Origin of the sequence: Cutibacterium modestum (genome assembly GCF_008326345.1) — a bacterium.
Taxonomy (GTDB): domain Bacteria; phylum Actinomycetota; class Actinomycetes; order Propionibacteriales; family Propionibacteriaceae; genus Cutibacterium; species Cutibacterium modestum.
Genome location: NZ_BJEN01000002.1, coordinates 418,362 through 438,623, shown reverse-complemented (window position 1 = coordinate 438,623; position 20,262 = coordinate 418,362). Strand labels below are relative to the sequence as shown.

Annotated in this window: 19 protein-coding genes and 4 pseudogenes; 6 read left to right on the top strand and 17 right to left on the bottom strand. The window is 59.4% G+C overall.

Annotated features, from left to right (window positions below):
• Positions 1-2: 2 nt before the first annotated feature.
• Together F1563_RS06645 and F1563_RS06640 are read left to right on the top strand one after the other, a co-directional pair.
• Positions 3-659, top strand: coding sequence for a response regulator (locus F1563_RS06645; protein ID WP_069181714.1), 657 nt, complete (start codon positions 3-5; stop codon positions 657-659).
• A 73-nt stretch (positions 660-732) separates the two neighbouring features.
• The gene (locus F1563_RS06640) at positions 733-1,287 is read left to right on the top strand and encodes a nucleoside/nucleotide kinase family protein (RefSeq protein ID WP_002529027.1); all 555 of its coding nucleotides are present in this window, start codon (positions 733-735) and stop codon (positions 1,285-1,287) included.
• Positions 1,288-1,304: 17 nt separating this feature from the next.
• Here the strand turns inward: F1563_RS06640 and F1563_RS06635 are convergent, their stop codons facing one another.
• The 6 genes and pseudogenes from F1563_RS06635 to F1563_RS06610 form a co-directional block, all read right to left on the bottom strand.
• Entirely contained in the window at positions 1,305-2,213 is a 909-nt protein-coding gene (locus F1563_RS06635) for a rhomboid family intramembrane serine protease (RefSeq protein ID WP_002529028.1), read from the bottom strand.
• The gene (locus F1563_RS06630; RefSeq protein WP_002529029.1) at positions 2,210-2,665 is read right to left on the bottom strand and encodes a DUF1731 domain-containing protein; all 456 of its coding nucleotides are present in this window, start codon (positions 2,663-2,665) and stop codon (positions 2,210-2,212) included. Before F1563_RS06630 ends, F1563_RS06635 begins: the two co-directional genes overlap by 4 nt.
• Before the next feature lie 66 nt (positions 2,666-2,731).
• A pseudogene (locus F1563_RS06625) lies at positions 2,732-4,218 on the bottom strand (DHA2 family efflux MFS transporter permease subunit).
• Between the two features lie 163 nt (positions 4,219-4,381).
• Complete coding sequence (locus F1563_RS06620; RefSeq protein ID WP_002529032.1) at positions 4,382-5,251, bottom strand: 5-oxoprolinase subunit C family protein; 870 nt, start codon at positions 5,249-5,251, stop codon at positions 4,382-4,384.
• Complete coding sequence (locus tag F1563_RS06615; RefSeq protein ID WP_002529033.1) at positions 5,251-5,868, bottom strand: 5-oxoprolinase subunit B family protein; 618 nt, start codon at positions 5,866-5,868, stop codon at positions 5,251-5,253. Before F1563_RS06615 ends, F1563_RS06620 begins: the two co-directional genes overlap by 1 nt.
• Positions 5,865-6,635, bottom strand: coding sequence for a LamB/YcsF family protein (locus F1563_RS06610; protein ID WP_002529034.1), 771 nt, complete (start codon positions 6,633-6,635; stop codon positions 5,865-5,867). The genes F1563_RS06615 and F1563_RS06610 overlap by 4 nt, the downstream gene beginning before the upstream one ends.
• A 124-nt stretch (positions 6,636-6,759) precedes the next feature.
• Between F1563_RS06610 and F1563_RS06605 the strand changes: the two genes are divergently transcribed.
• From F1563_RS06605 to F1563_RS06595, 3 genes are read left to right on the top strand one after another with little or no spacing between them, the layout of a single operon-like run.
• The gene (locus tag F1563_RS06605; protein ID WP_002529035.1) at positions 6,760-7,524 is read left to right on the top strand and encodes a DUF969 domain-containing protein; all 765 of its coding nucleotides are present in this window, start codon (positions 6,760-6,762) and stop codon (positions 7,522-7,524) included.
• Positions 7,521-8,507: a DUF979 domain-containing protein gene (locus F1563_RS06600; RefSeq protein ID WP_002529036.1), complete on the top strand. Its 987-nt coding sequence runs from the start codon at positions 7,521-7,523 to the stop codon at positions 8,505-8,507. The genes F1563_RS06605 and F1563_RS06600 overlap by 4 nt, the downstream gene beginning before the upstream one ends.
• On the top strand, positions 8,504-9,529 hold the full coding sequence (locus F1563_RS06595; protein WP_149302610.1) for a DUF2891 family protein: 1,026 nt from the start codon (positions 8,504-8,506) through the stop codon (positions 9,527-9,529). The genes F1563_RS06600 and F1563_RS06595 overlap by 4 nt, the downstream gene beginning before the upstream one ends.
• Positions 9,530-9,637: 108 nt before the next feature.
• On the opposite strand, the gene F1563_RS06590 is transcribed toward F1563_RS06595, so the two are convergent.
• Positions 9,638-12,166: an ATP-dependent Clp protease ATP-binding subunit gene (locus F1563_RS06590; protein WP_002529038.1), complete on the bottom strand. Its 2,529-nt coding sequence runs from the start codon at positions 12,164-12,166 to the stop codon at positions 9,638-9,640.
• Positions 12,167-12,418: 252 nt separating this feature from the next.
• Positions 12,419-12,736, bottom strand: a complete 318-nt coding sequence (locus tag F1563_RS06585; RefSeq protein ID WP_002529039.1) for a histone-like nucleoid-structuring protein Lsr2 — start codon at positions 12,734-12,736, stop codon at positions 12,419-12,421.
• 137 nt (positions 12,737-12,873) lie between these two features.
• Between F1563_RS06585 and F1563_RS06580 the strand changes: the two genes are divergently transcribed.
• Entirely contained in the window at positions 12,874-14,064 is a 1,191-nt protein-coding gene (locus F1563_RS06580; protein WP_172623610.1) for an NADH-quinone oxidoreductase subunit D-related protein, read from the top strand.
• A gap of 98 nt (positions 14,065-14,162) precedes the next feature.
• Here F1563_RS06580 and F1563_RS06575 read toward each other — a convergent pair whose 3' ends face one another.
• The 9 genes and pseudogenes from F1563_RS06575 to F1563_RS06530 form a co-directional block, all read right to left on the bottom strand.
• Entirely contained in the window at positions 14,163-14,840 is a 678-nt protein-coding gene (locus tag F1563_RS06575) for a hypothetical protein (RefSeq protein ID WP_002529041.1), read from the bottom strand.
• An 88-nt stretch (positions 14,841-14,928) separates the two neighbouring features.
• The gene (locus F1563_RS06570) at positions 14,929-15,462 is read right to left on the bottom strand and encodes a DUF3180 domain-containing protein (protein WP_002529042.1); all 534 of its coding nucleotides are present in this window, start codon (positions 15,460-15,462) and stop codon (positions 14,929-14,931) included.
• The gene (gene folK / locus F1563_RS06565) at positions 15,459-16,016 is read right to left on the bottom strand and encodes a 2-amino-4-hydroxy-6-hydroxymethyldihydropteridine diphosphokinase (RefSeq protein ID WP_007433283.1); all 558 of its coding nucleotides are present in this window, start codon (positions 16,014-16,016) and stop codon (positions 15,459-15,461) included. Before folK ends, F1563_RS06570 begins: the two co-directional genes overlap by 4 nt.
• Positions 16,013-16,375: a dihydroneopterin aldolase gene (folB, locus tag F1563_RS06560; RefSeq protein ID WP_002529044.1), complete on the bottom strand. Its 363-nt coding sequence runs from the start codon at positions 16,373-16,375 to the stop codon at positions 16,013-16,015. Before folB ends, folK begins: the two co-directional genes overlap by 4 nt.
• A 9-nt stretch (positions 16,376-16,384) precedes the next feature.
• Positions 16,385-17,278, bottom strand: coding sequence for a dihydropteroate synthase (folP, locus tag F1563_RS06555; RefSeq protein WP_002529045.1), 894 nt, complete (start codon positions 17,276-17,278; stop codon positions 16,385-16,387).
• Between the two features lie 56 nt (positions 17,279-17,334).
• Positions 17,335-17,751, bottom strand: coding sequence for a hypothetical protein (locus F1563_RS06550; RefSeq protein ID WP_002529046.1), 417 nt, complete (start codon positions 17,749-17,751; stop codon positions 17,335-17,337).
• A gap of 145 nt (positions 17,752-17,896) precedes the next feature.
• Positions 17,897-18,854 (bottom strand): annotated as a pseudogene (locus tag F1563_RS14170) (hypothetical protein); the annotation flags it as partial.
• A 189-nt stretch (positions 18,855-19,043) separates the two neighbouring features.
• Positions 19,044-19,510: pseudogene (locus tag F1563_RS06535) on the bottom strand (hypothetical protein).
• A gap of 27 nt (positions 19,511-19,537) precedes the next feature.
• Positions 19,538-20,073 (bottom strand): annotated as a pseudogene (locus F1563_RS06530) (Tat pathway signal sequence).
• Positions 20,074-20,262: the final 189 nt, after the last annotated feature.

The window sequence follows — 20,262 nt, the reverse complement described above, 5'->3', positions numbered from 1 at the left end:
GTATGTTGCCCGTTCGCGTCTTGCTCGTCGACGACGACACACTCGTACGCAAGGCACTGCGCCAGATCCTCGAGGCCACTAACGACCTTGAAGTGGTCGGAGAGGCCGGTGACGGCGACGAAGCCGTTAGGCACGCTCATCAGGCCGATGTAGTTCTCATGGACCTACGGATGCCCGGAATGGGCGGCGTGGAGGCGACGTCGCGGATCATCCATTCGCCGAGCCCGCCCAAGGTTGTCGTCCTCACTACCGTCACCGCTGATGCGGCCATCATCGACGCAATTCACGCCGGGGCATCGGGATTCTTGCTCAAAACATCCTCGCCCGAAGAAATTGTCAATACGGTACGTGCGGCCCACGCTGGGGATGCCTTCATGTCCCCGACGTCGACCCGTCAACTTCTCGAACAGTTAAGAAGCGACGCTGGTAGACGGGACCGCCGGGCTGCCCGCAGGACCCTCGCCGCCCTCACCGACCGGGAGCGAGAGGTTGCAGTCGCGGTAGCCGAAGGACTGACCAATGATGCCATTGCAGCACAGTTAAACATCTCGGCGAGCACCGTCAAAGCACATCTGTCAACGATTCAGACCAAGCTCGACGTCGACAGCCGAGTCCGCATCGCGGTACTCGTTGAGCGGGCGGGGTATCTTGTTGCATAAGCGCAACGGCGCTGATAACTTGGGGTCGCTGCGCGGAGCTACTCACCTGATGACGGGCTGACCGCCCCCATCGTTGCTTTCCCTGGTCCAAGAGGACAAGACTTGTGGGGTGATCATTGACGCCAACCGCCCTGACCTTCTGGAGGAGCTCATCCTTGCCAGATTTCCACAGCACGAGCAGCCGGTTGTCCTCATCGATGGGCGCTCTGGGGCAGGCAAGACCACCTTGGCCAACACCCTCATCTCCCACCACGCCGACTGGCAGCTCGTCCAGGCTGACGACCTGTATCCCGGCTGGTCTGGACTGTCAGGAGCGTGGGATCTGCGTGATCTCGTCACTCGACACCGGTACCGGCGATGGGATTGGTATCAGGACCGCTTCGGCGACGAGGTCGTCCTGGATACGAATCGTCCCCTTGTCATCGAGGGCTGCGGAGTATTGACGCCGACGAATGCGCCCTTGGCATCCCTGCGAGTGTGGTGCGAAATTCCCGCACCGCTAAGGCGTCAGCGAGCCCTAACCCGGGACCCAGAATTTCGCGACCATTGGTCCATGTGGGCCATTCAGGAGGGACTACACATCGCACGTCACCGACCAGCTGATCTCGCTGATCTCACCGTCTCCTGACCGGCACCAAGCTGGTCTCAGCCCATCAGATATTTGACCACCAAGGCCGCCACCATGGCGACCAACAACAGGGCCATCCGAGGCCACGTCTGCGGGGATTTACCGGCCTGAACGCGTTTGGGATCCTCGAAAAAAATGATCCCGCACACCATTCCGACGAGAAAACCACCGAGGTGAGCCTGCCAGGCGATTCCGGAAATGAAGAACAACAGGGCCGCGTTGATGGCCAGCACGACCCACAGATCACGGGTCGAAGCTCCCAGTCTTCGCTGCACGATCAGCAACACTCCGAAGAGGCCGAAGATCGCCCCTGACGCCCCGACAACACCGTCGTCAACGTTCGGCAGGATCGTCCCATTCCCATTCGTAGTGGCCATCAGACAGAACAGCGCTCCTCCACCCAGTCCAGACATGAGGTAGGCGGCGAGGAATCTGGCGCGTCCTAGAAAGGGCTCCAGAGATCGGCCTAGGGCCCACAGCGCGTACATATTGAAGCCAATGTGGAAAATGTTTAGTGCGTGCCCGAACATTGAGGTGACGAATCGCCACGGCTCGGTAAACCCGGCTCGTGGGGCTAACACAACCGCCTGACTCACCTGAGGGCTTAGCAGCTCCCCCACCCACACTAGGAAACAGGTACCGATGAGGGTCCATGTGACGACCGGAACATCACTACGGCGCTTCACCCGGGCAACCGGCTGGGGAGCCGCCTGCTGGTATGACACCGAAGGAGGCGCCCACGAAGGATCTACGTCAACCGATCGGTAAGGCTCAGGCTGGGGTGTCGTCGTCTCATCTCGCTGCGCTGGTCTGGCATCGTCTCGTGTCCCTGCCGCATCGCCGTGGTTCTGCTGGGGTTCGTCCTGCCACGACCTCCACTCGTCGGGGCGAGAGAAACTGTCGGGGCGTTGGTTGTTGTGGTTCATCGGCGTCCTGCAAGTGCTGAGGTGATTGACTCGGTAATGGAGGCGTCACGGAACTCGAATCCGTGCTCAAGGGGTTTGGCTGGTCTGATCCTCTGCCCCGAGCACAGCGCCTCGTCGACGAGCTGGGGCCCGAAGATCATCTTCGCTGCTGGAATCGGGAATGGCATCACAGATGGACGGTGAATTGCCTTAGCCAGCGCTTTCGTGAACTCAGCATTCGTGCATGGGTTTGGACCGACGAGGTTCACCGGCTCACTTGTGGAGTTGACCACAGCGTCGACATCGTCAAGGAAAGGAGGCGCGGTGGAGAGGGTGTCAAGGCCCCACCGTTTATCGGAGGGCTGGATGGGTTCATGACGAGTCAACGTGACGACGTCATGGCCTCCCTTGCGCAGCCGCTGAACCAGCGCTGTGCCGATAAGGCCGGCAAACCCTCCGATGGCAATCCTCATGTGATTATCCTAGGGGTCCGGCGAAGGGCATCCATGCCACCATCGATCGGCCTTACATGAGTGCGCTCACGAATCACGCTGACGTGAACCCTGAAAGTCCGCAAAGAATGCGCAGACGATCACGCAGATCGTTCCGGCACTAATCGTGATGAACATCGACTCACCAAGGCCTCGGCCCAAGTTGTGACGAGCCATGATTCGGGCATCCATCATCATTGCAATGAAAGCCGACCCTAAAGCTGACCCGACCTGACGGGTGGCGTTATAGACCCCCGAACCGGCTCCAGCGTCGGCTTGGCCGAGGTCATCGGTACCAACCAGAGAAATTGGGCTCCAGGTAAGAGCCGCACCGACGCCGGTGATGGCAGATAACAGCGGGAACACCCACAGTCCGGTCGATGGCACCGTAAACAGCCACCATCCGAGGGAGGAAATCACATATAGCGCGACGCCAATCGCAGCCATCCGGCCAGACCGACGGCGTTGGAGAACCCGTCCAATCAGCGGAGACAGCACGCCGGACACAACAGCGGTTGGGATCAGCAATAGGGCAGCAACTGTCGGGGATTTTCCGCGCACATTCTGCAGATAGACGGCCGTCGGCAGGAAGTAGGCGGTCACTAGCATGCCCACAAGGAAGATCGCGATATTGGCAAGGGTGAAGTTTCGCTTAGTAAACAGCCGCAGCGGAACCAGCGGCTCAACGTTGGTCGAACGGGCATGCAGGCGGATCTGTACCCGCTGCGTCTGCGAGACGACGAAGAGCACCATAATGACCACACCGAGGATGATGAGCAGCGGCACGGAAATGACGCCAGTGATCGTCCCCCAGTTGTACTGCTCTCCCTCCTGAATGCCGAAAACCAGCAGGGTCATGCCGATACCCGATAGGACGACGCCGAGCCAGTCGAAGGCGTGGCCGTGAGTTTCGAGGGCAGGCACATTACGGATAGCCAACCACAGCCCGATGACGGCAACCGGGACGTTGACGAAAAAATCCACTCCCAACCCAGGGTGTCGACGAGGATGCCGCCGAGCACAGGACCGACGAAACTCGCGACACCGGCAGTGGCTCCCCACAGACCCATAGCAGCCCCGCGCTTCTCCGGTGCGAAGAGCCGGGTGATCATCGACAGGGACTGCGGGGTCATGAGGGCAGCGCCGATGCCCTGAACAGCCCTAGCAGCGATGAGGACGCCAATCGTCGGAGACAGGCCACATGCCAGTGAAGAAACTCCAAAAACGACCATGCCGATGAGGTACATCCGATGCGGCCCCCAGCGGTCACCCATACGCCCGGTAATCAGCAACGGGACCGCATAGGTGAGCAGGTAGGCGCTCGTGATCCACACGCCTTGGTTGAGGTTGGCGTTAAGGGCGCGGATGGTCGCCGGCAGAGCGGTCGTAACGATTGACGTATCGACAAGGATCATGAAGAAACCGATGAGAAGGGCCCACAGTGCGCTCCAGGCCTGCTCCTCAGTGATGACATGTCCATCTTGGTCCCGAGCAAGGTGTTCGACATGCGCGACGGACGACTGCTCAGACAGCAAGAGGCCTCCTAGGAGAAACGAAGAGGGTAGTCAAGAAGCGATCGTACCCCCGTAGGTCAGCCAGGGAATGCGCCACATCGTCCCCGAAACCTGCGTTATCACACTATAAACAAGTCTTCGACTAGGAATTATGCTTATAGATGAGATCTCAAGCTAATAGCCGTCACCAGTCGCAAGCGGCCATCACGAATCTGACGACGACCCCTGCCCGCGCCTGGGCAAGACGGTCAGCATCCTCGGGATCGACAACCCCAATAACCGGATAACCGCCCGTCGTCGGATGGTCCGGCCCAAAGACCAGAGGCACTCCCGAGGTAGGCACCTGGATTGCACCTCGCATCACCGGCTCACTCGTCAACTCCCCGGTCACCGCTCTTTCCAGGGATGGTCCTTCCAGCCGCGTTCCGACGCGGTCACTCGCCTCCCCGACGCGCCAATGGGTCTCCTCAAGGCAACGCCGCCCAGCTTCGGTAAACCAATCGTCGCGAGGTCCCCACACCCCATGAAGGACGAGTTCCATCGGCACCTGGTGCATGTCGACGGGATTCGTCGAGATGAGGCCAGCTGGACCGTCACCGACGCTGACGCGGTCGCCTGCCTTGAGAGGGGCCGGACCCATCTCACGGGTCGGATCGGCTGAAACGCTGGCAAAGGTGGGCTCCACGTTAATCCCTCCGGTCACAGAAAAATAACTTCGCAATCCGCTCACTGGCACGCCGATGCTCACCGTCTGACCATCTGTCACGAGAAAACCCCAGCCATTGGGCCGCGGCGCGCCATCCAGATCGACCTGAGCATCAGCACCTGTCACCGCAACTAGGACAGGTCCCCCGACACATCTCAACTGCACCGGTCCGAGCAGAATCTCCAGGCACCCCAACCCAGCACCATTGCCGACGAGTCGGGCACCGTCCAGATAGGCCTGACGATCCCACGCCCCGCAGCCACTGATTCCTAGATCCGCCCAACCGCGACGGCCAGCGTCCTCGATGAGGGTTCTCGGCCCGGCCGTCTCCACTACGAAGTGGGTCATCAGTTCGCCACCTCGAATTTGATGACAGCTCCCGGAATTAGTAGGGCTGGCGGGTCGGCCTTCTCATCCCACAACACTGCGTCAGTCGTGCCAATAATCTGCCAGCCCCCCGGGGAGGCTTGTGGGTAGGCGCCTGTAAATCCGTCGGCCAAGGCGATACTGCCCGGCGGAATCCTGGTTCGAGGACTGTCCCGACGCGGGACCCGGTAAGGCCAATCAGTTCCGGACATGTACCCAAATCCGGGCATGAACCCAGCGAATTCCACCGTCCACTGTTGATCACTATGGCGTCTCACCAGCTCGTCAGTGGCCATGTCGAGTACGTCCGCCACGTCAGACAAGTCCAGCCCGTCATAGCGAACTGGTACCACAACGGCCTCCTGCGCTCCTTCCTCGACGCATTCCAATCCATCGGCGATCAGCTCCTGGACATGAACGACGGCATCTGGTAATTGGCCGGCTGACTCGACCTCGATGAGCACCGTCGTCTGAGCTGGAACGAGATCTACCGTTCCTACCGCCGGATGCTCACTCAGGGTCCGATGCAGGCGTCGACGCTGACCGGCATCATCCAGCTCGACGAGCACAGCTGTTCGCCCGGCCGGCAACAATCTCATGCGGCAGCCCGCAGTTCCACTCCAGCGGCAGCAAGGCGATCACGCACTGCCGTAGCCATCGCAACAGCACCCGGGGTGTCACCGTGGACACACACCGAATCGGCCTTAATAGCCACTTCGGTGCCATCGATAGCAGTCACCGATCCCTGAGTCACCAGAGCCACGACCCGCTCGGCGACCTCGTCAGGGTCATGTAACACCGACCCCTCTTGGCGACGTGATACCAAAGTGCCGTCGGGGTTGTAAGCGCGATCGGCGAACGCCTCGCGCAGGGTGCGGATACCCTGCTGCTCAGCGAGGTCAAGAACGAAAGCTCCTGGCAAGCCGAGAATGGCCACATCGGCGCCCGTGGCGGAATTGACAGCACCGATTGCATCGACGACGGCCTTAGCCTGGGCCTCGTGGTGAACGATCGTGTTGTACAAGGCACCATGAGGCTTGACGTAACGTACCGAAGCACCATGAATTGCAGCAATTCCACGCAGTGCTGACAACTGGTAAATGACTTCGTCACGCAGCCGTCCGGGGTCAACGTCGATGAAATTGCGACCAAAACCGGCGAGGTCCCGGTAGGAGACGTGGGCGCCGATGCACACCCCATGCTCCGCAGCGGCTTTGCACGTCCCGCCCATGACGACGGCGTCGCCGGCATGGAACCCGCAAGCCACATTCGCGGAGGTGACAATTCCCAGCAGGGACTCATCGTCACCCATCTTCCACGATCCGAAAGATTCCCCCATGTCCGCGTTGAGATCAACAGTTGCCATGACATAAGGGTGACGCCGAGATCCCTCTCGGTCAACACGTTTGTCTCGGTAAACGCGCCCATGACGGTCTGGTCACCTCTAAAGTGACGCCACAACATCCCCAGAAACAGGAGAGGAGTGCACCATGTGGGTTCTGCTCGCCGTGGCTATCGTCGTCGTCGGCTTTGCATTGCGGCTCAATGCCATGCTCGTGGTCGCCGTCGCGGGAATCACTGCTGGCCTTATTGCCGGAATGTCACCTATCAAGATCATCGAGACGTTCGGCACCGGATTCGCCAGTTCGCGTTCTGTGACGGTCTTTATCGTCGTGCTACCCGTCATCGGATTGCTCGAGCGCCACGGCCTCATGCAGCAGGCCGGCTGCTTGATGTCAAAGATGAAGTCTATGACGGCCGGAAAACTCCTCACCGTCTATCTTGCTGTTCGTCAGATCACCGCAGCTGTGGGACTGTCATCCATTGGTGGACCGGCCCAGGCGGTGCGTCCCCTCGTAGTGCCGATGGCTGAGGCTGCCGCTCGACGCACCCACCCGCGATACACCCGCAAAATGCGTGAAAAGCTGCGCTCCTATGCGTCCTCGTCAGACACCATCGGATTGTTCTTCGGCGAGGACGTCTTCATTGCTATCGGGTCGATTCTGCTCATCACTGGATTCGTTGACGCTACCTACAACCTCAAACTCGAAGCCCTACAAATCGCCTTGTGGGCCATTCCAACAGCTATTTGTGCCTTCCTCATCCACGCGCCCCGGTTGTGGTTGTTGGACCGTAAACTCGCGAAGATGGCTGCCGAGGGAGGCGACGACGTCGACATCGATGGCGCCCCTGAGCCTGGCCACACCGTCAGCCTGCCCTCGGGTGGCAATCCGGAGCAGGGGGTCCGCGAATGATCAAAGTGGAATGGTTTTACTGGCTGTGTGGGCTCCTGTTCCTCGTTGTCGCGGCCGTCCGGCTACGGGACCGCAACGACAGCAAGCATTTCGGATCCACTACCTTTTGGACAATTCTGGCGTTCTCATTTGGCTACGGCAGCTTTGTCGTCAATAAGACTGCACCTGCTCTCGTTGAAGGTATTGCGGTGCTCATCCTTGTCGTGCTGGCCGCGTGTGGATTTCCGGGTCGCGGCTCCACCGAGACGACCACCGACGCCGAGCGAGAAAAGTCGGCAGAGAAGTTCGGCAACAAAGTCTTCATGCTTGCCCTCATCATTCCGATTGTGGCGGCCATTTTCGCGGTGGCTGGTATGCGCAACTTGTCGATTGGCGGGGCGTCGCTATTAGAACCCGGCATGGCGACGATCATCGGCCTCGGGGCAGCGTCCGTTATCGCCCTTGCCGCAGCCATGATCATGTTCAAGGTGCGCTCACCGATGGTGGCTTTTAAGGAGGGCGACCGATTGCTCGGTCATATCGGGTGGGCAGCTATCTTACCGCAGTTCTTGGCAACCCTCGGCACCCTTTTCAACGATGCCGGTGTCGGAGATGCGGTGGGACGCATCACCTCAAGGATCCTTCCCTCGGGAAGCCTCTTGGCGGCAGTGTGCGTCTACTGCCTTGGGATGGCCTTGTTCACCCTCATCATGGGTAACGCTTTCGCTGCTTTCCCAGTGATGACTGCTGCCGTTGGTTGGCCGCTGCTCATCCAGCACTTCCACGGCAACATGGCCGCCGTCTTCGCCATGGGCATGCTGGCGGGTTTTTGCGGCACCCTGTGTACACCCATGGCTGCGAACTTCAATCTTGTTCCAGCTGCTCTGCTTGAGCTTGACGACAGCTATGGCCCAATTAAGGCACAGATCCCCACTGCTATTCCGCTGCTGGTTTGCAATACCCTCATTATGTACCTGTGCTGCTTCCCAGGAGGTTTGCTGTGACTCTCGACCAGTACGCCCAGGGATGGGCGAGAACCATCACCGACGGGCTCAACCGTCCCTTCCCATGGGGGTCTGCCCACCAGTCTTCGGGACCTAACGATGTCGACGTCACACCGTGGCGTCTCCACCCGTGCTTCCACGGCTGTTTAGATTGGCACTCCTCAGCGCATATGCAGTGGTCAGCGCTTACCCTTCTCGAGCACGCATATCAGTCGATCGATCGCGCAACGATCGACGAGCTGACGAGTCTCCTCGATGTGCGCCTGACGGATGAGAATGCTCAGGTGGAGGCAGAATACCTACGAACCCATCGTGGGTACGAGCGCCCATATGGCTGGGGATGGGCAGCTCTCCTTTCCGCCACATGCGCCGCCCCGGTCGTCACGGCGAACCATCCAGAATGGGCCTCGGCTACCAGCATTATTGGTCGTCAGATCTTCAATAACCTCCTTGCCTGGCTGCCGACGATGACTTTCCCGGTACGTACTGGCACCCACGACAACACCGCTTTCGGTGTTGGTTTGTGCCTCGACGCAGCGCGGTCGCTGGGACGTAGCGACGTCGTCGAGGCCATCGTCAAGCACTCCCATCGCTTTTTCGATACCGACATCGATTACCCGTCATCGTGGGAGCCGGGCGGCAATGACTTCTTGTCGGCGGCATTGAGCGAGGCTCACCTCATGGCTCGGGTGTATGACGTCGAGAACCGCTCCGACGAGTTCGAGACTTGGCTTCACGCATTCCTGCCGCGGCTAGGACAGGCTGATGACAACCTCCTGGAAGTACCCGAGGTCACCGATGGCACTGACGGCAAGCTTGCCCACCTCTATGGGCTGAACCTGTCGCGAGCATGGCAACTGCGTGCGCTGGCCACGTGGCTTGACGACGACATTCGCCGTCGCATCGAGATTGCCACCGACCGTCAGATCAGCGAGGTTGCTCCACAAATCACCGACGGAGACTTCATGGCCACCCATTGGTTGGTATCCTTCGCTTTGCAGGCGGCACTTGCGAAGCTGTAGGCAGGTCGATCGGGGGTCCTTTTCACACCTCCACTCCACATGCAAATCTGTGGCCCGACACTCGATGCGCCGGGCCACAACCACAACAACCGTCAACCAGTATCAGTTCTACTGGCCGTCATTATTCTCTCCTGCCGAGGAGGTAAGCTCCTCGGGCACCTCGTCGGGCAGCTCTGAACGCTCCGTTCCCTTGAACACGAACGGCTCGTCGGAACCTTCCGAGGCTGCGTCAACAACCACGATCTGTCCAGGCTTGACCTCGCCGAAGAGGATTTTCTCGGCCAGGACGTCCTCAATGTCGCGCTGAATGGTTCGACGCAGCGGACGGGCACCGAGCAGCGGGTCGAACCCACGCTTGGACAGCAGCTCTTTGGCAGCCGGGGTTACCTCGATACCCATGTCCTTGTCACCCAGACGACCCTCCAGTTGCTCCACCATGAGGTCGACAATCCGCAGGATGTCCGGCTGGGTGAGCTGATGAAAAACGATGATTTCGTCAAGGCGGTTAAGGAACTCAGGACGGAAGTGCCCCTTAAGCTCCTCAGTGACCTTGGCCTTCATCTTCTCGTAGCTGGACTCGACGTCGTCAACTTTGGAGAAACCGAGGTTGACCGACTTGGAAATGTCACGAGTACCGAGGTTGGTCGTCAGCACAATAACGGTGTTCTTGAAGTCCACCACACGACCCTGAGCGTCGGTGAGACGCCCCTCATCAAGAATCTGCAACAGGGAGTTGAAGATATCAGGGTGAGCCTTTTCAATCTCGTCAAAGAGGATCACGCTGAACGGTTTGCGGCGCACCTTCTCGGTGAGCTGGCCACCCTCCTCGTACCCTACAAATCCAGGCGGGGACCCGAACATCCGCGATGCGGTGTGCTTCTCGGAGTACTCGCTCATGTCGAGGGTAATGAGGGCGTCCTCGTCACCGAACAGAAACTCAGTAAGCGCCTTGGTGAGCTCGGTCTTACCGACACCCGACGGACCAGCGAAAATGAAAGATCCTGCCGGACGCTTCGGATCCTTGAGGCCGGCACGGGTGCGTCGGATAGAACGACACAGGGCCTTAACGGCGTCCTCCTGACCGACATAACGCTTGCCGATCTCGTCCTCCATATGAAGCAGACGCTGAGACTCCTCCTCCGTGAGCTTGAAAACCGGAATACCAGTAGCTCCAGAGAGCACCTCGGCAATCTCGTCGGGACCAACCACAGCTGGTACCGACTCGTCGCCCTGCTTCCACTCTTCCTCTTTGGCCTCACGTTCAGCGAGAAGCTTTTTCTCGTCATCGCGCAGCCCAGCAGCACGCTCAAAGTCCTGGGCGTCGATGGCGGCTTCCTTCTCCACGCGCACATGAGCGATCCGCTCGTCGAACTCACGCAGATCCGGGGGGGCCGTCATACGACGAATGTTCATCCGGGCACCCGCCTCGTCAATAAGATCAATGGCCTTATCCGGCAGAAAGCGGTCTTGGATGTAGCGGGACGCAAGATTCGCCGCCGCAGTGATGGCCTCGTCTGTGATGGTGATCTTATGGTGAGCCTCGTAACGGTCGCGCAGACCCTTGAGGATCTCAATAGCCAGCGGGATCGAAGGCTCATCCACCTGGATCGGCTGGAAACGACGCTCCAGCGCAGCATCCTTCTCGATGTACTTGCGGTACTCGTCGAGGGTCGTCGCACCGATGGTCTGCAGCTCACCGCGAGCCAGCATAGGCTTAAGCATACTGGCAGCGTCGATTGCCCCCTCGGCGGCACCGGCACCAACAAGGGTGTGGATCTCGTCGATGAACAGGATGATGTCACCGCGGTTCTTGATCTCTTTGAGGACCTTCTTCATCCTCTCCTCAAAATCGCCGCGGTAACGTGATCCGGCGACCATGGAGCCGAGATCCAGGGAATAAATCTTCTTGTCGCGCAGAGTCTCGGGAACATCTCCCCGCACGATAGCCTGAGCCAGCCCCTCGACACAGGCAGACTTACCAACGCCAGGCTCACCAATGAGAACCGGGTTGTTCTTGGTGCGGCGGCTCAACACCACCATGACCCGCTCAATCTCCCTCTCGCGACCGATGACCGGGTCGAGCTCGCCGCCACGGGCGGCGTCGGTAAGGTTGCGACCGAACTGGTCAAGAATTGTCGCCGAGGACTGCTGCGGGCCAGCCTCAGGAGCACCGGAGGTGGCAGCCTGACGCTCGTCACCCTGATATCCCTGCAACAGCTGCAAAACGCTATTGCGCACCGTGTTGAGGTCAGCACCCAGCCGGATCAGCACCTGGGCAGCGACGCCTTCCCCCTCCCGAATGAGACCAAGCAGAATGTGCTCGGTGCCAATGTAGGAATGATTCATCTGGAGCGCCTCACGCAGGCTAAGCTCAAGGACTTTCTTGGCGCGCGGGGTAAAGGGGATGTGACCTGTCGGCGTCGAGGTACCGTGACCAATAATCTCCTCTACCTGAGCGCGAACAGCCTCCAGCGAAATGTCAAGGGATTCGAGAGCCTTGGCGGCAACGCCCTCACCCTCGCTAATGAGCCCGAGCAACAGGTGCTCAGTGCCAATGTAATTGTGGTTCAGGGCCTTGGCCTCATCCTGGGCCAGGACGACGACCCGACGGGCCCGATCGGTGAACCGTTCGAACATGAACTCTCCTTGTATGTGGGGTAGATCACTCACCGGACGACCGGTCTACCCGCGGTCGCGTGAAACCTTCATGCAACCAACCGACAGCACTGGACTATCGATCTGTGTGCTCAGTCTAGTAACCGCTACCGACACATCTGCGATACCCGTTTACGCCGCTGGCACAACCTAGGTGGAACAGCGCGACGCCGGAGCTTTCCTGCTCCGACGTCGCCACCGACACGCCTCGCCAGGCGGTCATATAATCTGGAATCAGTGAGTGCGTTCGTAGGCCTCACGGATCTCATTCGAAACGCGGCCGCGCTCCGAGACCTCGTAGCCCTGACTCTTGGCCCACTGGCGAACCTCATTAGCGGTCGGCCCCCCGGTGGGGCGACGACCACGAGTACGGCGACCACCAGTGCGACGAGCATGATCAACCCACAAAGACAGGTCATCGCGCAGTTTGGAAGCGTTCTCGGAGGACAGGTCAATCACATAGTTGACACCGTCGAGAGCAAAATTGACGGATTCCTCGGCTGGGCTTCCGTCCACATCATCGACAAGATCAACACGCACACGCTGTGCCATGGCATTCCTTTCAGGCTTGTGTCGTAGATACAACTTCGGCTTACGGAAGACAGTTTATGTTCATAACAGCAAAAATCACAAGGCAGGTCCAGTTATTTATCGAAAATCGTTGTCGTGAAGATGCATCTGAGCACGCAATGCGGCATCCTCAAGGTGTGTTCAGTTCCACGCGAAAGATCTTGTTCGTCGTTGGATCGATGCCGTTAACGCATCCCAGTCAATCCCCAGATGACGAACTTATCAAGAAATACGAGGTGACTCGGCTTGATCTAGGACGCCTTCACCCCAGCAGGCCGGGGCTCGTCACTATCGCCACAACTGTCGATGACGATCTCATCACCTCTTCACAGGTAAATGTCGGCAACCTCCACCGCGGTGATGAAAAACTCTTCGAAGTTCGCGATTACCGGCAGATTCCCATGCTTGCATCGCGTCATGACTGGACGGCCCCATTCATCGGTGAGACCGGCGCAGCCCATACCATTGAGGAAGCGATGGGCATTACCATCCCAACTCGCGTGACGTGGATACGGACTCTGCTTACTGAGTTCAGCAGAATCACCTCACACCTCACGTTTTTGTCATGGGTAGGCCATCACCGTGACGATGCCGACCTTGAAAATGCGATAGCTACAGCGATTGAAAATGCCCGAAGAGTCTGGCAGAGGTGCTCTGGAAATCGGATCCATCCTATGATCACCCGAATCGGGGGACTTCGAATCCACCCAGAAAGTGAATGGCAGCCCGCGTTGCGTGTGTGGCTCGACGAAGCTGAGGCGCTTGTGACTCGGGTCCGTGCCGCTCTCGACTCCGCCACTGGCGTACGCGGAGTGGCCGTCATCCCCGCAAACATGATTGACAGCTATGGCCTGTCGGGACCCGTCTCCCGGGCTAGTGGAGTCGACCTAGACGCCCGAAGGCGTACCACGGTGTACAACGAGCTGACATGGCCTGACGTCAATACAGACCCCCGGGGCGACGCCCACGCCCGGCTATCGACCTTGTGTAACGACGTGACGGTCTCGTCGAGCCTGTGCCGTCAAATCCTCGAACGACTGCCGAGCTTAGACGGGCCGCTAGAGACTCGTCTGCCGACCGCCCTCAAAGTTCCTCGAGGGCGTACTTGGACCGCTATGGAGGCTCCCTGGGGACGCTCCGGGCACTTCCTTGAGTCCCGCGGTGGTACAACACCATGGCGGATGGCTCTGCGCACCCCCACCTTCGCCAACGTTCAAGCCTTGGAGACTGTGCTTCCCGGCACTCCAATTGACGGCGTCGAGGCCACCATTGCTTCCGTGGGATGGACGCTAGGAGACCTTGATAAGTGAGCTCGCGCCGGGAGCTTCAGCGGATGAAGAGACGTTGTGGGGCCCAGCCGGATAGCTGGGCCCCACAACGTTGGGCGGGCAAAAATGTCGGCCAAGTGTCAGGCCTGGCGACGAGCCTCGGAAGGCTCGTCGGACAAGCGTGGGAAGGCGACCCGGGACAGATCAGCGATAGTCGCATCGTTGCCGCGTTCCCAGATCTCCTCGGCGGTAGGGACACCAGCATCGGTGACAGTGCGAAGGGTGGCCAAACGTCCGGACCGGCCGTCAGCCAGCAGAGCGTCGAGTTCGGTCTCCAACTCGGCAATACGCATCTCAAGGGAAGCGACCTTCTTGTTACCAGCGGTGACCTTGTATTGCAAAGCGGCCTTGTCGCCACGGAGGGTCGACAACTCATTCTCTGCGCGATCGAGCTTGGCACGGGTATCAGCAAGGGTCTTCGAGATGGAGCCAACCCGACGCGAGAAAGTGTCGATCATCTCCATAGACTCGGCGTGATGACGCTTCTCCTGCTCCGACGCGGCGTGACGAAGCTCCTTAAGAGTGTCAAAGTGCATCTGGCGAATGGCATCAACCTGGCGCCACGCCATGAAGACAGAAACCCATGCCCCAACGAGGGCAACGAGCACACCGGCTCGGACCGCCCAAATGGAGGGGATTACCCCACACACAACGGCAACAACCGTTGCCACAATGAGAATAGCGAGCACACCTCTGCGCTCGCCAGTGTCCTTTTCAACCCGTTTAAGATCATGCTCGCCGCTCACGCGCATCATCATATCCCGCAAAGAGACCACAAGTACAGTCCGTTTGGCCTCCGGTCAAGCACTGACTACCGGCGAGTCGCGTTCTTGTCCGCCGCCACACCTAAGGGCGTTTATCGGGATCATCAGGCCCTTTCGGGACCTTACAGGCGTTCTCCAGAAGCCACCCGGCCCATGCCATAACGGCGCAGGTGGTAGCCGTCACTCCACCTACGATAGCACGTTGGCGCGGGTAAGGAATGTTGAGGTGCCACACAAAAGTCAGCACGTATACGATGCAAGCACCGACAAGCGCAGCGCCGGATAGGGCGATCGCCTTACCCAGTGCTAGCGAGACGAGCCCTTGGTTCGCCTCAATCTCACGTTCTGGATCAACAACCTTGGCGCGGAAAGCCCGAGCGTACCCCCAGGTTGCGATAGCGACGACAAGGATGACCACTGGCAAAGACCACGGCAAGATCGGCACAGTGGTGTCATTGATCTTGTAGATGCTCAGCGCGAACCATCCCAGCGCGGCCCCGCACAGGGCTGCCACGAGGATGACCTTCCAGTCGGTCGGAGCGAGGTTGCCCGGAGGATCACCGCCGTCGTCGGGCTGCCGATCGCCATCCCAGTCAGGTGGCAAGCTCCGTGTCATACATCCTCCTCGTCGTACCTCTCATCCCATCTTCTCGCAACCGTGACCCCAGCCACGTCAATCCGACGTGGATAAGGCTTAATAGCTTCTGCCAACTCGTCGGCACCGAAGGATGCTAACAGTTCGGCGATCCGACCATACCCGGGCAATTCGGCCTCGGGGTCGACATCGGACCACGGCACGAGGACGAAGGCACGCTCATGCGCACGGGGGTGTGGGAGGGTCAATTCGTCGGTGGTGACGATCTCGTCACCGACGCAAATGAGGTCAACGTCGAGGGCGCGGGGACCATTCGGTATGGTGCGCTCTCGCCCGTGAGCGTCCTCGATGACGTGGGCACGCTCCAACAAGACTGACGGAGGAAGGTCACTAGTCACGACAACGACGAGGTTAAGGAAATCGTCCTGCTGCACTCCCCCGACGGGAGTGGTGACATAGACGGGCGAGACAACGACGTCATGGATGCCGGGAGTTTCGGCGATCAGGCGGACGGCATCGCGCAGGTGGGTAAAGGGGTCTCCCATATTGGAACCCAGGCTGAATACGGTTTTCACTTGGCATCCTTTCGGCACGTGACAGCCACGTCGTCGAGGGCAACGCCCACGGGGGCATGTGGCTTATGGACGGTTACCTGGACGGAACGGACACGTGGGCTGATAGCGAGAACGGTATCCGCGATCCTGCCAACCAGAGTTTCAACGAGGTTCACCGGCTCGCTGGTGAGAATATTTAGGACCCGCTGTGCGACTGTCGCATAGTTGACGGCGTGGGTGAGGTCGTCAGAAACAGTGTCCATGGCGACGTCGAGACTCACGTCGACGCTGAAGAGCTGGCCGAGTTCACGCTCGCTAGCAAGCACGCCGTGATTCGCGTGAGCACGAATGCCCGTCAAGGTGATCTGTCCGTCAGTCATGGCGGAAGATTACCTGTTCGCCACAATTGGGCTTTTCGACAAGTGCGCGGACTCCCAGGCGAGAAGGCAAGCGATGGTCTCCATGGCATCACGGTTGGCACGAACCTCGTGGGTGCGCACACACCAGGCGCGATGAAGAGCGAAATACGTCGACAAGGCCATGGTGCTCGCGTCACGTTCGAGGGCTGGACGGTCTTCCCCGTTCTGCGCAAGCAGCTCGCCAAGGAAGCGCTTGCGACTAACTCCCCACAGGACGCGGAGGTCGGCGAATGCATCCTGGAAGGTATCAACGGCGTCGATGAGCTGCCAGTTGTGCTCGACCGTCTTGGAGAAACCGATGCCCGGGTCGACGATGATACGCTCACGGTCGATGCCAGCAGCAATGGCTGCATCGACCTGCTGGGAGGTCTCAGAGATGACGTCGGCGACCACGTCGTCGTAGCCGACGAGATTCTGCATGGTGGCGGACTGACCCCGCCAGTGCATCAGAACGTAATCGACACCGGCGTCGGCGACGACGTCGAGGATCGCCGGTTCAGCCTTGCCCCCAGAGACGTCGTTGACGATGGTAACCCCAGCCTCGATCACGGCTTTGGCCACTGAGACGCGCATAGTGTCGACGGAGACGGTGACCCCATCGGCCACCAGAGCATTGACGACGGGCAGGACGCGACGCAACTCCTCGTCCTCGGGGGTGCGCTTAGCACCTGGACGGGTAGATTCGCCACCGACATCGATGATGTCGGCTCCGTCGATGACCAGGTCGCGGGCGTGACGGATGGCCGCCTCAGGGTCGGCCCACATTCCCCCGTCAGAAAAGGAGTTAGGGGTAACGTTGACGACACCCATGACGAGGGTACGGGCGGGATGCGGGTTGGTGTTAGCCGGGCCGACGTTGATCATGCAGTGGAGTCTAGGACTGCCTCGCAGGCGCTCATCGAGGTCTGCGAGGCAATCACTTATTTGCACCCCTCATTGATCTTGGGGACGCGTTTGCCGTTCTCCAAAAGATAACTCGTCTGACCAGTGGACGAACTGGATTCTTTAGCATCTTTTTCTCCGGCCTTCGCGACCCAAATGTCATAGGAATCGTCCTCCAAATCGGAAGTCTCACTGCTCTTCTGCTTGTCGATCTGGGTGTCGTCAGACTGGTAGAGGAACTTAGCGAAGTCGTTAGTGGTGTTAGCGTCCAGCGGGTTCATAAACCGCGCCTTGACCAGCAGTGGCACCCCATTGGAGAGCTTAACATCGTCATCCCCGAGCCACTTTCGGACCTGACTCCGGTTCTGGTCGTTGACGGCTACCCGGATGGTGGTCGTCTCACGACTCTTGTGGTCACCGTCGGACTCCTCCTCACGACCCGGCTTCTTAGGCAAAGTACTCCCCTTGCCCTGCTTGCGGTGGCGGCCCTCGTTGGTTACCGGCATCGCGAGACTTATTGGGCTCAGGCTTCCACCTACCCAGGCCAGGAACAGGCTTCCCCCCACCCGGACCAAGAAGAGACTTCGGCTTACCCGGCTCAAATTTGAAGTCACCATCCACGCCAGAATCGGCACCTTTGGCACCGCTCTTGGTGATGACGAGCTCTGTAATCTTGCCAGATTTGTCTTTGGTTACCGACACCGAGGTATCGTCATCAATCCCGGCATAACCGCCAACAGTTGGTGTTTTGACGCCGTGGTTACCCATCGTCGCGCCCGCGTTCGCATGGGCATCACCCTTAGCCGATCCCGAAACTTCAACCGTGTGCGTTATCGCACCAGTCTTCGAATCGGACTTGGTTGTGTACTGAACATTGCCGTCAACACCGCCGCTAGCACCAGCATCGACTGAACCGTGACCACCGACTTTAGCCTTAACTTTGAGGTCCGCCTTACCTTTGACATCGACCTCCACTGTCTTCGAGGTCGAAGAGAGCTGGGAGTTGGGGGCATCGGGGGCACTGCCAAGATGCATGACCGCCAGCGCACGTCCCCGAGCGTACTTGTTCAAGTTGTCCCGATCTGCGTGAGCAGCGGCGACACTGTCGTAATGGAAAGTCTCACCCTTCGTATACTTCGCCGACCCGGTGATGGACGCGTCGAGGCTGGCAGGGCCTTTACTCCAGCCAGGCGCTGCGGCGCCGGCACTTGCCCCGACGTTATAGAACAATTCGACGTCAGCTTTACCATCGCTGTACTCAACGAGATGGTAGCCGTATCCGCCTTCCCCACCGACCTTGGCTCAGGTGAATTTTCCCTCGGCATAGATTGACGTGGTGTTCTCGTCGGAGTGAATCAGGCAGCGCTTAGGCAGCTGTTGGGCCGGTGGCTTCACCGCCGGGGCACACGAACCCTTCCCAGAGATAACCGCCAAGGCCTGGCACACTTTCTGCTGTACCCACGACGCCGACCGCCACGGCACTGGTGAACATAGCCGCAATAAGGAGCATCGCGATGTATTCCAGCGCAGCGGCGCCCCGATCGTCCCTTGTCCGCATGGGTCTCCCCTCTATAGACCTACCCAATACAGGGAGAGCATAAAAAGAAGCCCATGGCTGCGCCTGAGTCCGTGGCCCCAAACCGGGACCTAAGCCGGGCCCAAACCATGGGATCAACCGGATGGCTATACATCACACGACGGAACCAGAAGACTCCTCCACCGCACTAAACAGCTGCCCAGTCCCGGTTCACAAGCTGCGATGGTCGGCTACGAGCCGCGCACACAACCGCCACAAATACCCCGTACCGACGCGGCACAGGCCGCAACCGGAAGAATCGGAGCAAGCGCTCCTACGACCACAGGATCCACCGGACTCAGGTCCACACGCACCCACGCATACACGGCCATCCCCACCACACACAGCAGGACCAAGCCACACGACCACCACACCGTCGCCAACGCCCGGCGCGATGCCCATACATGCGAAAGCACCAACGCACCCAGGACCCCCAGAAGCACCGCCCCCAGCCGCGTGTCATAAACGAGAGCACTCGACCACACGACGACGACATCAGCGATACCTGCTGCAACGATAGTGAGCAATACCCCCAAAACAACGTCAAACATCCAAGACCGTTGTCTCGGTGCCGGCGACGTCAAAGTAGGGTCCGCCCATGCTGACCGAGTATCTCGCCTCGTACCTCTCACCGCCATCTCCACCACCTCAAACAGGACACGAGATCACGCCTTAAACGACATCGAAGCAATACTTTGTCAACCAGATTCGTGTCGTCGCCGGGAAGACGGAGAAGCACGATCGCGGTACCCTCGGTGGGCAACACGCCCGAAGCAACAAGCCAATACCCACGCGCAGACTTCCCCTTATCAGTGAAGTCAAACGGGCACTTGATCGCCTTAGCAGCGCCCTTGATGGTGATCTCCTGGTACCCCTTAGCGTGGTAGCCCTCGAACGTCCCGGAGATCATGAACTTAAGCACGGACCATGCCAACGTAGGTTCGGTGTCGGCGCTGTAATGACCCGCAATCTGCATGCCATGGGGGCCGTCAGCGAAATTCTTGGTGAAATTTTCATTCTCCGGTGGCTTCTCCACCCACTCCTTGGGGTGGCTCACCGTGATACGACCAACAGTCACCGACTCCCAGCTCGAATCCACCTCCCCTTCCGAATCGGAGCAACCCACGAGCCCGACGCCAAGCATCAATCCGCCCACACCGAGCAACGCCCTACGCGACACGCCATAGTTGTTGACCATCATCCCTCACTCACTTACAGCCGGCAGCCACCGCTTCAACAAAACGCGGTGGGTCGTAGCGTTCTCGAAAAACTTGGCCTACATGGGTCTCATCTCGATAGTCTCCACAATGCCGCGATGATCATAGCGGCGAAACTGTCCGGCACGCCTGGGCCCGTGACTCTAATCTAGGCCTAGTTTGGACCCAGGCCT